Below are 13,233 nucleotides of genomic sequence, written 5' to 3' on the forward strand. Positions count from 1 at the left end.
ACCCTCAAAAATGTCGAGCAAGGTCTAGACACGCGGCACCAGCCAAACGTGCTTCGACCTCGCACGATCGGCCGAGTCTTGGACAGGATCAGAAGCCAATCGAAAGGGTCGCTCGGAACCGATTGTCGGAACCTGCGTCGCCGATATTGCCGGAGTAACCTGTCGTCACCACCACTCGATCGCTCGGCTGCCAAGTCAGATCGAGCCCGACCAGCGCGGCATTGCGCGACAGGGGCGTGCCCGAAACCTCGAATTGCGGGCCTGCGGCTGCAAAGCGGAGAGCCGCGCTAGGGCTGCGATCGCCGAACGTGCGTTGCCAGCCGATCCGGGTGCGCGCGCTTAGGCCTTGTGCGACCGGCGTCTGTCCGCGAAGCCCGAGAGTGCCCAGCGTGAATGTTTCCGATCGGCCACGCCCGGCGAGCGCCACAGCGCTGCTGCTCTCGGCAAAGGCATTGCTCTTCACCCGATAGGCCTCGATCCCCGCGAAGGGCTCGACCGTGCCGCCCAGAGCCGGAAGTGGAATACCGGCCTCGGCAAATCCATGCAGTACGTTGCCCTTATAGTTCGAAGACGCTGAGGCCGAGAAACCGGAGAATGCCACCCGGCGCTCAACCGCATTCCTGGCCCAAGCGTACCCCGCGCCAGCGCGCAAGGTTACGGGACCAAGAGTGCCGCCGGCGTACGCAAACGCCTGCCAGGTCTCCACGTCGGCCGATCCCAGCCCTCGCTTCGAGGTGAGGTCGGTATGGGTGTAGCCGGTGGCAATGCCGATCCGCGCCGCAGCCCCGACCGGTGCCTCGATTCCGCCGAATAGGCCCCAACCACGCCGTCGCGCTGGCCCAGCATTGCCGTCGCCGTCGTCTTCGCCGCTCTGGCCGGTCATCTGGAGCCACAAGCCGCGCCCGCCTTCAGGCCCGAGCAGCCGCGATCGCGCGACGTCCAAGCCGGTCCGGGCGCTGTGCATCATCGCCGTGCGCACGGTGGCATGGATCTCGCCGGACAGCTGGTCGAGCCCGACGCGCACGCTTGCGTCGTTCGGCTCGAGCGTCAGCGTCACGTAGGCGGCATTGGTGATACCCAATTCGCCGAAGGCACCGGCCACCGCCGCTTGGTTGCCGGTTGTGGCGATCCGGGCGAGCGACGCGCCGGTCCGCGCGATGTCGACAGCGACGCCATTGGCCGACTGCACCAAGCGAAACTCCGTTCCACCAGCGGCGGTCTGCTCCAGCGTATATGTGCCCGCGATGCCTCCGGCGGCGGTCAGCAGCGTGTAGCGCGTGCCCGGCGTGTAGGTGCCGTTGTCGCGGCTAATGCGGAGGACGGCGCCAGTGCCAATCGTGGCACTGCCTCCGACGGCGATCCGATCGGACAAGCCGACCGCAGTGGTCTCAGCAGCGTAAGTCGAGCCAGCGGCCTGGACGAAGGCACCGGCGACGGTGATCGTGCCCGAGCTGTTGCCAGGCACTACGGTACCGCCTGAAGCCACCGTCAGGCTGGCAAGCGTGCCGGTGCCGCCAAGGGTTCCGCCCCGATTGACAGTGACGGCGGCCGGGAGCGCTCCAGCCAGGACCAAACGCCCGGCATCGACACTGATGCGCCCGGTGTAGCCGGACTGGCTACCGAGGGTCAGAGTGGCTGTGCCCGCTTTCGTCAGCGTGCCGTTGCCGGAGATCGCGCCGGTGAATGCCAGATCACTCGAGCGGTCGAAGACGAGCGAGGCGTTATTGGTAATGTCGCCTGAGACACTGCCGGTGATCCGCAGGGTTCCGGCGTCCACTGTGGTGCCGCCGGTGTAAGTGCTGGCGGCGGTCAGCGTCAGCGTTCCCAGATCCTGCTTCACGAGGCTACCTGCGCCCGAGAGCACGCTGTCGATCGTCGCGTTCCAGCCGCCTCCCGCTTCACTGCCGTCGCCCACGCGCATGGTGGCCGAACCGAAGAGCGCAACCGGTCCGCCGGTGACGCGATAGCCATCGGAGGCGAACTGCATGCCTTGGCTCGCAACGCCAGAGCTTTCCACCGTGACGGTGCCGCCATTGTGCTGGAACACCGCAAAGCCGCTGTCCCAGCTTGCGTTGGCGGTGCCTTGCGCGTTGGTCCAATTCGTGATCGACCCTGCGTTCCAGGTACCCGAGCCGCCGCCGACCATACCATCGGCCGTCGTGCCTGTCCCATCCCAGAACTGGACCGCTCCAGATTCGCCAGCACGATTGACTACAATGTTAACTTGGTTGGCCAGACTTGTCTGGACCACGGCGGAGCTCGTGTCGGCCTGCGGCTGCGATGCCACCTCGAGCCTGTTGTCGGTCAGCGTGCCGGTGTAGTCGATGAGGCGATAGACACCCACGCCATAATCACCGGCATCGAGCACGTTGAGCGAGCCATCGAGCACGACATTGCCGTTCACCCTGAACAGACCGGTGTCCGATGGTGCGCCCAGCGCGGCCTCGATCGTCGAGCCCTCGACCAGATTGAGCCCGCCGAGCGTCAGGACCTGACCGCCACGACCTGCCAGCGTGCCGCCGGCGAGAATGCTTACCGTGCCGGTCCCCTGGCCAGTACCCGTCAGACGTGCACCCGAGCTCACCTCGATCTGGCCACCCAATGCACCATCTAGCGCCAGCAATCCGGCCTGCACAGCCGTGGTTCCGGCAAAGGCAGAGGAATTGCCCGCCAGAACCAGAGTGCCCATGCCCTGTTTGGTCAGCGTGCCGTTGCCGGTGAGGCTATTGGCGAACGTGCCTTCGTCTGTCTGAGCTAACGTCAGCGTGCCGCTGTTTGCGACGTCGGCGCCGAACGCAGAGGCCGAGGCGGTCAGGCTGGCGCCCGTGGCAATGCTGGCGCCGTCCGCGTAGCTCTGCGCGCCGGTCAGGGTCCAGACGCCGGTGCGAACGTCCAGTCGCTCGAAATTCAGCGCGCCCGCGAAACTCACGGCGCTGCCAGTCGTCATGTCCAGCGCGACCGTGTCGGACCCCAAGCCGCCGTCGATCGTCCCGCTGACGCCTGTGCCCGTACCGGTGACGACTAGCGTATCTTGGCCCGATCCGAACAGGAGGTTGCCCGTAATCGTACCGCCATCAGCGACGTAGATCCCCTCGTCGTAAGAGGGCTCGCCGCCGGTATATCCGAGATCGACCGACCCCACGATGGTGCCCGCGTTCGTAAGCATGCCACCGCTGACGCGGATGGCGCCCGTGGCTTCGCTCCCGCTGATCGTGCCTCCTGCGCGATTGTCGATGATGGGCGGGACCGAGAAGAACGTCCCAAATCCTCGTCCGCCAATCGCCGCATCGTCGCTGCTGGCAATCAGTCCGGAATTGATGACTGATCCGACATTGTAGATCGCAAAGTTTCGGACGCTGATCGTTCCTGCGTTATCGACGCTTTGAGTTTCCAGAATCCCGTATGAGGCGCTCGCATCGCTCGACGTCGTGATGCCCCCGGTGTTGATGACCGCGTTGACGTCGGTGACGGCAGTATTACCGTTCAACACGATCGTGCCGGAGTTGGTGACCGTGTCCCATTGGCGCAGCGCAGCAAGCGTGGTTGTAGCGGTGGTGATCGTGCCGGCATTCTCGAAGTCTGACTCGACTGTGCCTTGAACCATGGCAAAGGCGGGTGCGAACCCTCCACCATAGCTCAAGGTGCCGCGGCTCACGATCGTGAGATTGTTGGTCGGCAGATTTTCGCCAAGACCTGAGAAGCTCGGAAGGATTGCGCCGGTGACATCGATCAACGGACCGCCCGAAACAGTCAGATCGGCCGTCATGTCGATCGATCCAACACCGACGAAACTGATCGGCACAGTGACCACCGTTGGGCTTGTCAGCGTGAGTTGAGCGCCGTTGGCAACCTCATAACCGATCCCCTCGAATGTGGCGCGTGGCGTAATGATGGCCTGCGCATCAAGGTTCGTGCGATAACGATAGATGTCGAAGCCGTCGCCTCCGTCGATCGTTCCGACAACGCCGCCGGACGGGCGGACGAGATCGGTAACGAAGATGTCGTCGCCGCCCGCCATGTGCACATTGCCGTTCACGACGCCCCCGCGATCGATGAACCAGTCCTGCGACGCGCTTAACGGATTATAAAAAATGCCGAGGTCCACGACTCCGTTGATCGTCCCCGCGTTGGCGATGTAAGCGCCGTTGAAGCCGACGCTGCGGATCGCGGCCTGGCTGCCCGTGATGATTCCACTCGCACGGTTGTCGAGAGTGGCTGAGCTCATGACAACACCGACGCCGTTCGAGGCATCAATCAGGCCGCTATTCACCAGCACCAGGGAACCAAGGCCGTATCCGACAGTCACACCTGACACCGAACCGGTATTCATTGAGGTCAGGCTACGCACTGCGCCCCCACCCAGATCGTTGCTGACCGCTGTACCGGCGAGTGATTGGATCGATCCGCTGTTTTGCAGAACGCCGTTGACGCTCGCGCCAGTGAACGTGGCGACGATCAAGCCGTTGTTGCGGGTGATCGTTTGCTCCGAAGCGTTCTGGATGGCGATGCCACCCCCACCAATCGCCGTTATCGTGCCATCGTTGATGGCGGATGCGACGCTTTCCAGGCGGACGGCAACGTCGAAGTCTTGCGTGAGCGTCGCCATGATCGCTCGGTCATTGACGAAGCGCAGAGCTTCGAAACCGACATTTTGCCGGATGTAGCTGGGGCCGATCGCCGGACCGGCCGTCGTCAGATCTGCGCCGACCACCAAAGTCCCGGTGCCCCGCACTGAGTAGCCGCCAGCCGGTGCCTGCGCAGCGAGGGTCAGCGTTGCATCGTTCGCAATGTCGAGCTGTAGCACTTCGAAACCGGTGGGCAGTGCCGCGCTGGTCAGCACGCGGTCCCGTCCCGCGATCAGTTCCAGCACGTCGGTGCCGCTGCCGCCGTCGATTGGCCCGGTGACATTTTCCACGAGCGTGTTCGCGCCAAGCCGAGCAACCAGCAGGTCGTTGCCGTCGTTCAGAGTTACCGAGCCGTTGATCACGCCCGAACGTGTGTCGATCCGGTCATCAAAGCCGCTGCCCCCGACTATTCCTCCGTTGATCGTGCCGGCGTTGATGAGCGACACTTGGAACGTGCTGATGAGCGCCACCGGCCCCGCCGAACTCACTACGCCACCCTGATCATTGACAAAGTTGAGCGACTGGCTGCCCGCATCGATCACTAAACCCGCACCCGCGTTTGCGATCGTGCCACTGTTGCCGAATTGTTGTGGTGGCAATGCAGTCAATGCGATCGTCGCAGTAGACGAATTGGAAAGGATCGATCCGCTGTTGAAAATCGCATCCGGGGTAATCACGGTCTCTGTGCCCGGCAAGGCGATCGCGCTCCCCGTACCGCCATCGATCGTGCCGGCATTCGTCAGGCGGCTGAACCAGACATTCATGGCACCATTGGTACCCGCGATCGTCGCTCCGGCTGCGTTGGTGATCGTGGAAAAGCCGACGCGGCCCGGCTGGTCCTGTGCGACCAGGGCAACACCGTTCGTTGCTGAGATCATTCCGTTGTTGGTCAGTGCGACGATCGTCGATTCGGACGGAGGTGAGGAGAGTGCGATGGCACCTGCGGTTCCCGCACCATTCAGGACCGTAGCGCCGCTAGCGACAACTACGCCGCCGGACGAAGTCACGATCAGTCCGTCTGCGTCCAGGCCGTTGCAAGTCGTAGTACCGCCCGGCCCACTAGGATCGGGCAAGCATTGTGCTGCTGCCGGGGTAGCGATGACAACGCTTATGGCGGCAGCGCTCGCGCCAGCAACGAGCATGATGCGACGCATCGACAAACAGCGTGTGTAGTCGGTCATGATCGCCCCTCAGATTGCGTTGCCTTGTCAACGCAATTTGTTCGCCATCAGTAGGCAGATGCACGGAGCCCAGCAAGGGAAATAGGGTCGTTTTCGGCAGCAAGTATAACGGCTTGGATTGCCCGCCGCACTAGCTGTATCGAAAGCCGGGTGTGCTGGCTGACCAACAGTTCTTGCCTGCCATCTCGCTGCTACGGCCTGCAAGCGCCCACCTTGGGACGCTCGCCCGCAGATCCGACCAGATTAAGGCAGTGGACAGCCGATATAATCCTGAAGCGGTAAACCTGCGCTGAGTATCCGGGGTAGGGCAGCCGCGCGCCCGGCGGGCGCTCTCGCCAGTGGCACCCAAAATTAGCCTGAACGATGCAACCGAGCGAACGTCTGATGTTGTCCGAACCGGACCTCGCCGGCCGACCTCCCGAACGACAGCAATGTCCCACTTCCGGTCCACCGATGTCGACCCTTTGACGACACTCAGACCATGACTATGGTTGCCCAGCTGCTGACGGTCCGATTCCGGTAGCTGCCGACCAGTGTCAGTCGTTCACTCGAAGGTTTTTGAACGGCAGATCACCAAACGCTCCGCCGCGATGCGAGCGTCTCTCGATACGCGACCCGATGCATTTGTCCCGCCGAAAGCCGCGGATTTGCGCCACTTAACAGCCTTCGTACAATTTGAAAGTAGCAGATGCCGTGCAAAGTCAAACGAGTGGTGGGCGATGACGGGCTCGAACCGCCGACATTCTCGGTGTAAACGAGACGCTCTACCAACTGAGCTAATCGCCCCATGGGGTGTCGGCGCGACATCTAGGCCTTTTGGCGCAGAGGTCAAGGATGACTTTCCGCAGCCAAGGCATCGATCGCTGCCCATCCTGTCGCCCCGACGGCGCGCAGGCTGCGCCAGCGTCGGGCTGTCATGCCGCCCAGAGCAATGACGGGCCGCCGCGCACGACGCAGCAGCATGGCAAAGCGCACCCGCCCCAGTACTGGCGCACCGGGATGCGAGCGCGTCGGAAAAATCGGCGAAAGCAGGAGAAGCTGCGCGCCGGATCGCTCGGCGCTGCGTATCTGCGGCACGTCATGCACCGGGGCGCTATGCAGCAGGCCGCGCCGGACGCCTGGCGCGGCCCCATGCCGCCCGTGCCAGCCATCTGCGCCCCAGGCCCGCGCCACGCGGGCCTCCCCCGCCAGCAACAAACACAGCGCCCGCCGCCGCGTAACCCCGCGCACGATATCGAACAGGGCACGTCGGCGGTCTGGCGGCCAGCCCTGATGGCGGAAGATGACGCCCGCGCCGCGCGGCAAGCGGTACAGCGCCCTGATCAGGGCGGATTCGGCTATCCGTGGATCGGTCATCAGCCATAATGTAGGGAGAGCCGCAGGCCCGAGTTTTTTGCAGTGACGCATGGCCATGACGACGCTTATAGCAGCGCGCATGCACTCTGCCACTCCCTCCGCCGATCCCGCCACCGATGCCGCCCTGCGTCTGGCCGGGGTGCGCGAGACTATCGACCGTATCTCGGCCCTGTCTGCCCGTGCGTCGAACGCGGTCACTCTGGTTGCAGTGTCCAAGACGCATGGTGCAGAGGCAATCGCGCCGCTGATTGCCGCGGGACAGCGCGTGTTCGGCGAGAACCGGGTGCAGGAAGCGCAGGACAAATGGCCCGCACTAAAGGAGACGACCCCGGACATCGCCTTGCATCTGGTGGGCCAGTTGCAGTCGAACAAGGCAGCCGACGCGGTGGCGCTGTTCGATGTGATTCACGCGCTCGATCGCCCGTCGCTGTTGGTTGCGCTGGCCAGGGCGATGCACAAGGCGGGGCGGCAAGTACCCTGTTTTGTCCAGGTCAACATTGGCGCAGAAGCACAGAAAGGCGGTTGTCCGATCGCGCAGGTGCCGCAATTGGTGGCGCAAGCCTGCAGCGCGGACATTCCGGTGATCGGCCTGATGTGTGTGCCGCCTGCCGATATCGAGCCCGCCCCTTATTTCGCGTTGCTGGCGAAAATGGCGCGGGACGAAGGACTGGAGGGACTGTCGATGGGCATGTCGGGCGACTATGAAACCGCGATCATGCTCGGTGCGACGCATGTGCGCGTAGGCACGGCGCTGTTCGGCGCACGCTGACGTCCGGCGTAAGACTCAGGCAAGGATTCCATGCAGCCGCGCGCCATGGGTCTTGAGCCAGATGCGCGCCGGTCGTGGATCGGCACCAAGCAGCCGTTCGTGCGCAGCGTGAAATGCCGGACTGTGATCCATATGGACGAGATGCGCGACTTCATGCGCCACCGTGGCGTATCGCACGTCTGGCGGACAGAGGATGAGGCGCCAGTTGTAGCGGATGGCGCCGGATGTGGCGCAACTGCCCCATCGTGTGCGCGGATCACCGATGCCGACGCTGGCGACGTGCAGCCCGTGACGCGTCGCGAGCGTGCGCGTTTCAGATTCCAGCACACGCAGCGCCTCCGCCTTCAGCCAGCGCAGGACGCGCGGGCCGACGGCATCGCACGGACCACCGACGACGAGGCTGTCGGCCGTGCGCGTTACCCTGCGCGGCGCGGCCTGATCCCACCGGATCACGGTCTCCACGCCCTCCAATGGGAGCGTCGCGCCATCCGCCAGCCGCAATATGGCAGGCGCGCAGGCCATCTGGTCGCGCACCCATGCTTCATGCCCCTGCGCCCAGCCGAGCGCCTTGCGCAGACTGGCAAGCACAGGTAGCGAAAGGCGCAGTTCGCCGCGGCTGCTGTCGAGCGTCAGCCGGTAGTTGCGCGCGCGCGCCGACCGGCGGATGCGCACCGGCACCATCCGGCCATCGACCAGGATCGCCCCGGCGGCGGGATCAGATGTCGGAATCGACAATATGCCGTTCCAGATCGCCTGCCTCGACCTCCGCGACGGTCCACCCGCGTACCGATTCGCCGGCCTGATGCACCGCTTCCCGGTCCCCGCTCAAAAGATAATGCCAGGCAGGCAAAGGCTTGCCCTCACCGCGCAGGCGATAGGCGCAGCTTCGGGGTAGCCAGGCAAGCTCCCGCACCAGACGCGGCGTCAACTGGATGCAGTCCGGTACGAAGGCGCGACGGCCGCGATAATTGCTGCACCGGCCGCTGTCCCGGTCGAGCAGCCGACAGGCGACGTTCGTGGGATAGATGTTGCCCGTATCCTCATCTTCCACCTTGTGCAGGCAACATTTGCCGCAGCCGTCGCAAAGCGCCTCCCACTCGGTCCGGTTCAGTGCCGACAGCGGCTTTTCCCAGAACGCTATTTCACCCATGTGTCGAGCGTCTTGAGAATGGCATCGGCGGTACCGTCAGGGCCTTCGCCAACGGGGATGAGGGCGATCGGTGCGCCATCCGGCCCGAACAGATAGGGCGTGCGGCTATGGGCGACGAGATAGTCCTTCCCTGCCCCTTCCTTGCTCGCGATCACAGCGAAGTCCCGGGCAACCTTGCCAATGTCCTCCGCAGTGCCGGTGAGACCAATGAGGCGGGGATGGAACGCGCGGACATAATTTTTGACGACCGGCACCGTATCCCGTTCCGGATCGACGGTGATGAAGATCGGCTGCACCTTCGCCGCGCGCACCGGATCCTGCTTTTCAAACCGGATAAACGCCTGGGCAATCTTCTGCAGATCGACAGGGCAGATATCCGGGCAATAGGTGTAGCCGAAATAGACCAGGCGATACTGTCCCTTGAAACTGTCCCAGCTCGTTTTCCTGCCGTCCTGATCGGTGAGTGTGAAAGGCGCGCCGATCCGTGCCCCGGCGAGCGGTGGCTGATCGCCCGATGATCCCTGTCCCGAACAGGCCGACAGGGTTGCTAGGACAACGGCGGAGAGAAGGCATATCGCTTTGTTCATGGCGCAGCCAGCCATGCCCTGCTAGGCACGCTTTAGCAATTGTGAACAGGGTAACAGCATGAATCGGCAGCTTATCACCGTCACGCTCGGGCTTGGCCTGCGTGATATTGCCCGCTGCGCGGCGCTGGCCGTGCCGCTGGCGGCTATGGTTGCGCCGCAGGTCGCACAGGCGCAGTTTTCCGACAGCTACAATTTCCTGAAGGCCGTGCGTGATCGTGACGGCGAAAAGGCGACGACACTGCTGTCCAAGCCCGGCGGCACCGTCATCAACACGCGCGATCTCAAGACCGGCGAGACCGCGCTGCATATCGTCGTCGCGCGGCGCGATCCGGCGTGGCTCAATTTCCTGCTGGCAAAGGGGGGCAAGCCGGACCTTGCCAATACGCAGGGTGACACGCCGCTGATGCTCGCGACGCAACTGCGCTGGGCAGACGGCATCCGCGTCCTGCTGGCCAATGGCGCGACCATCGACAAGGCGAACGACAATGGCGAGACGCCGCTGATCCGTGCCGTGCAATTGCGCGATCTCGGCACGGTTCGGCTGCTGGTGGCGCAGGGAGCCAATCCCGACAAGCGCGATACGATCGCCGGCATGTCCGCCCGCGATTATGCCGAACGCGAAGGCCGCGCGGCCGGGCTTTCCGATGCGCTTTCCGCTGCCAAGCCAGTCAAGCCCGCCAACTCCGCTGTCCAAGGTCCGTCGCTGTAGCTAGCAGCCGTTGAGTGCGTTGATGGCGCGATGTACGCGCCTTTCCGCTTCTTCGCGCGGCAGACCGGGCGGGATCGTCTCGCCCACCAGATAGGTGATCGTACCGGCGCGCTTGCGCCAGCTTCGCCGAGGGGCCAGCGCCCCGCTGTTGACCGCGACGGGCACCACCGGCACCTTGAGCAGCATGTATAGCCCGGCAAAACCCGCCCGAAGCGGGGGCATTTCACCATGCGGCACACGCGTGCCTTCTGGAAAGAGGCAGATCGGGCGACCGGCGGCCAGCCCTGCAAGCGCCGCCTTGCGCATCGCCCGCATTGCCGCTGGGCCTGCCGTGCGTTCCACGGGAATAAGGCCGTAGAGCCGCGCCGCGCGGCCCCATAGCGGAATGTCGATCAGTTCGCGCTTAGCTGCGACCATCGGTGCGTCGAAGAGGCACAGCAGATCAATCGCCTCGAACATCGATTCATGCTTGAAGATGCAGAGCATCGGCTCTGTCGGTAGCGTGCCGATCACCTCCACCTTCTGACCCAGCAGGAGCCGCGCGCAGCCGCGGTGAAAGCGGCTCCAGCGGGTAGCGGCAAAGATCACGGCCCGTTCCCCGAACGGCGCGATCAGGATGGCCCACAGCACCCAGAATAGCGACAGGCCGTAAAACACCAGCGCGAAGGCGATGGAACGCAATGCAGTCATTCTGGAATATCCTAGATGCCGATCAGGGCGACGATCCGCCTAAGCAGATATTTGTTATATTCCTTGAACAGCATGGTCAGGCTGGGCCGGGCGGGCACCGCATCGTAGACGAGGGTCACGTCGGGCGGGAGCGCCTGCCGCAGTTCCAGCGCCGCGCGGCGCATATGCCAATCCGTCGTGATGAGGCGCACGGTATGAAAATCCCGCCGGTCGAGCCAGCGCGCGGTTTCCAGCGCGTTGGAACGGGTATCGATCGCCTCGCGCCCTAGCGTCACACAGCAATCGAACAATTGCGTGGGGGCCTTGTATCGTACCGCCAGTTCGACCGGCCGAACCGAACGATCGACACCGGAAATCAGCATCCTTTTCGCGGCACCGTCCTTGAGCAGGGCAAGGCCGCGGTCAATCCGCCCTGCCCCACCGGTCAGCACGACGATTGCGTCCGTCGCGCGGCCATCGAGCGGTTGCGGCAGGAACGCACCGAACCACGCAAAACCGAGAATCCAGGCGACAAGACCCAGCGATAGCAGGCGCCCGATCACAGCTGGCGGCCCAGCGCGGAAAGCACCGTCATTCGCGCCGTCAGCATCGCCAGCAATACGCCCGCCAGCGGCAAAGCCAGTAGCAGCAGCCATGCGCCAGCCGACAGGTGGATTGTCTGGAGCATGTCCGATCCCGTCGCGCCGAGCCTTTGCCCGATAATCGCAATCACGGCCGCCGCCGCAGCAAAGCCGAGCGCACCGCCAAAGGACGCGTCCAGAGCGATGCGCCGCTGAAACAGGCGCGCGATCTGTATGTCGGTCGCGCCCATCAAATGCAGCACATCGATCGTCCCGCGATGGCTGTCATGCGCGCCGCGCGCCGCCAGAACGACGACGGCACCGGTCGCCAGCGCCATAAGCAGAACAAGCGCGACCGCCAAGCCGGCCAGCGACGTCATGAGGCCGGACAGAGGCGCCAGAAACGCCGCATGCGGCTCTACGCGAGCTTGGGGCACGATCGCCGCGACGGCACGCCGAAACGTTGCAACGGCGGCCGGGTCGGTGGCAGCCAGCGTGACGTCTACAAGTGCCGGGATCGGCAATTCCGCCGCCGCCAAATCCGTCCCGAGCCAAGGGCGCAACTGATCAGCCAATTGCGATTCCGGCACGGGCTGCACCGCAACCACGCCGGGAAGACGCGGCAGAGCGCGGACGAGGCGACGCACGGCATCGTTGCGGGCGACCGGATCGGCGTCGATCAGTTGCACGGTGACCCGCCCAGACAGATCCGCGCCAAGCGCGCGCGATGCATGCAGAAGGCCAAGGCCCGCCGCAGCCGCCAGTACCGTCAGGAACATCATGATCGCGATGACCCATGGCATGGGCCCCGCCACACGGCCTTCGGGCAAAAGCCTGTTGCGCGCCGCCGTTGCGGCCTTGTCCCGCTTGCGCTTTATCCCCGGTATCATGCAGATCCTGCCCGACCGGGAGGATAGCGCAACGATCCGGTCGGGTCCGCGAGCCTGCCGCGATCGAGCCGCATCATCTGCGCGTCGGGGACCTTGCCGATGAGGGGAATGTCGTGGGTTGCCACCACCATCGTCGTGCCCAGCTTGTTGAGTGCCTCGAACAGGGTCAGCAGCCGCTGTGCCATGTCCGGATCGACATTGCCCGTCGGCTCATCGGCAATCAGGATTTCGGGTCGGCCGATGACGGCGCGCGCGATCGCGACACGCTGTTGTTCTCCGCCGGACAAGGTTGCGGGACGTGCGTCCGCGCGGTCGGCCAGCCCGACCCAGGCCAGCATTTCGGCAACGGGTGCCGCGATTTCGCTTTCCTCCATCCCGGCTACGCGCAGTGGCAAGGCGATGTTATCATAGGTCGAGAGATGCGGCACCAGCCGGAAATCCTGAAAAACGACGCCAATGCGCCGCCGGAATCCGGGTAGCCGCTTGCGAGGCAGGGTGACGACATCCTCGTTGAACAGGCGGATGACACCCCGGCTGGGTCGCTGCGCCAGATACAGCAGCTTGAGCAATGATGTCTTGCCGGCCCCCGACGCTCCCGTCAGAAAATAGAATCCGCCGCTGTCCAGCGAAAAGCTGATGTCGCTCAGCGCCTCGCTGCCAAGCCCATAGCGCAGACCGACATTCTCAAACTGCACGATGCTGGCCATGATGCTGTT

At 64.3% G+C, this 13,233-nt stretch carries 11 protein-coding genes and 1 tRNA gene; 2 read left to right on the forward strand and 10 right to left on the reverse strand.

Translation table 11 applies throughout. The annotated features are described in order from the left end of the window. Positions 1-88 precede the first annotated feature (88 nt). The 3 genes from ENE74_RS04335 to ENE74_RS04345 all read right to left on the reverse strand — a co-directional run bounded on the left by ENE74_RS04335 (position 89) and on the right by ENE74_RS04345 (position 7,243). Complete coding sequence (locus ENE74_RS04335) at positions 89-5,806, reverse strand: autotransporter domain-containing protein (RefSeq protein WP_127689369.1); 5,718 nt, start codon at positions 5,804-5,806, stop codon at positions 89-91. A 710-nt stretch (positions 5,807-6,516) separates the two neighbouring features. Continuing rightward, positions 6,517-6,592: transfer RNA gene (locus ENE74_RS04340), tRNA-Val, on the reverse strand. Between the two features lie 42 nt (positions 6,593-6,634). Next, positions 6,635-7,243: a thiamine phosphate synthase gene (locus ENE74_RS04345; RefSeq protein ID WP_420902556.1), complete on the reverse strand. Its 609-nt coding sequence runs from the start codon at positions 7,241-7,243 to the stop codon at positions 6,635-6,637. Here ENE74_RS04345 and ENE74_RS04350 point away from each other — a divergent pair. After that, positions 7,242-7,931 (forward strand): YggS family pyridoxal phosphate-dependent enzyme, encoded by a 690-nt coding sequence (locus tag ENE74_RS04350; RefSeq protein WP_127689370.1) that lies wholly within the window; start codon positions 7,242-7,244, stop codon positions 7,929-7,931. The two genes, ENE74_RS04345 and ENE74_RS04350, sit on opposite strands and share 2 nt — an antisense overlap. Positions 7,932-7,946: 15 nt before the next feature. On the opposite strand, the gene ENE74_RS04355 is transcribed toward ENE74_RS04350, so the two are convergent. From ENE74_RS04355 to ENE74_RS04365, 3 genes are read right to left on the reverse strand one after another with little or no spacing between them, the layout of a single operon-like run. Beyond that, complete coding sequence (locus ENE74_RS04355; protein WP_241241814.1) at positions 7,947-8,666, reverse strand: M48 family metallopeptidase; 720 nt, start codon at positions 8,664-8,666, stop codon at positions 7,947-7,949. Further along, positions 8,647-9,072 carry a YcgN family cysteine cluster protein gene (locus tag ENE74_RS04360; protein ID WP_127689573.1) on the reverse strand — a complete coding sequence of 142 codons (426 nt, stop codon included), beginning with the start codon at positions 9,070-9,072 and terminating at the stop codon, positions 8,647-8,649. Before ENE74_RS04360 ends, ENE74_RS04355 begins: the two co-directional genes overlap by 20 nt. After that, positions 9,069-9,683: an SCO family protein gene (locus tag ENE74_RS04365; protein ID WP_127689371.1), complete on the reverse strand. Its 615-nt coding sequence runs from the start codon at positions 9,681-9,683 to the stop codon at positions 9,069-9,071. Before ENE74_RS04365 ends, ENE74_RS04360 begins: the two co-directional genes overlap by 4 nt. Positions 9,684-9,726: 43 nt before the next feature. Between ENE74_RS04365 and ENE74_RS04370 the strand changes: the two genes are divergently transcribed. After that, a complete protein-coding gene (locus ENE74_RS04370) occupies positions 9,727-10,377 on the forward strand; it encodes an ankyrin repeat domain-containing protein (RefSeq protein ID WP_127689372.1) in 651 nt (216 codons plus the stop codon). Here ENE74_RS04370 and ENE74_RS04375 read toward each other — a convergent pair whose 3' ends face one another. From ENE74_RS04375 to ftsE, 4 genes are read right to left on the reverse strand one after another with little or no spacing between them, the layout of a single operon-like run. Beyond that, positions 10,378-11,067 carry a lysophospholipid acyltransferase family protein gene (locus ENE74_RS04375; protein WP_127689373.1) on the reverse strand — a complete coding sequence of 230 codons (690 nt, stop codon included), beginning with the start codon at positions 11,065-11,067 and terminating at the stop codon, positions 10,378-10,380. Positions 11,068-11,078: 11 nt separating this feature from the next. Continuing rightward, complete coding sequence (locus ENE74_RS04380) at positions 11,079-11,609, reverse strand: YdcF family protein (RefSeq protein ID WP_127689575.1); 531 nt, start codon at positions 11,607-11,609, stop codon at positions 11,079-11,081. Next, on the reverse strand, positions 11,606-12,517 hold the full coding sequence (locus ENE74_RS04385) for a cell division protein FtsX (RefSeq protein ID WP_127689374.1): 912 nt from the start codon (positions 12,515-12,517) through the stop codon (positions 11,606-11,608). The genes ENE74_RS04380 and ENE74_RS04385 overlap by 4 nt, the downstream gene beginning before the upstream one ends. Next, on the reverse strand, positions 12,514-13,224 hold the full coding sequence (gene ftsE, locus ENE74_RS04390; protein WP_127689576.1) for a cell division ATP-binding protein FtsE: 711 nt from the start codon (positions 13,222-13,224) through the stop codon (positions 12,514-12,516). Before ftsE ends, ENE74_RS04385 begins: the two co-directional genes overlap by 4 nt. Positions 13,225-13,233: the final 9 nt, after the last annotated feature.

The sequence above is a fragment of the Sphingobium algorifonticola genome, assembly GCF_004005485.1.
Lineage (GTDB): Bacteria > Pseudomonadota > Alphaproteobacteria > Sphingomonadales > Sphingomonadaceae > Sphingobium > Sphingobium algorifonticola.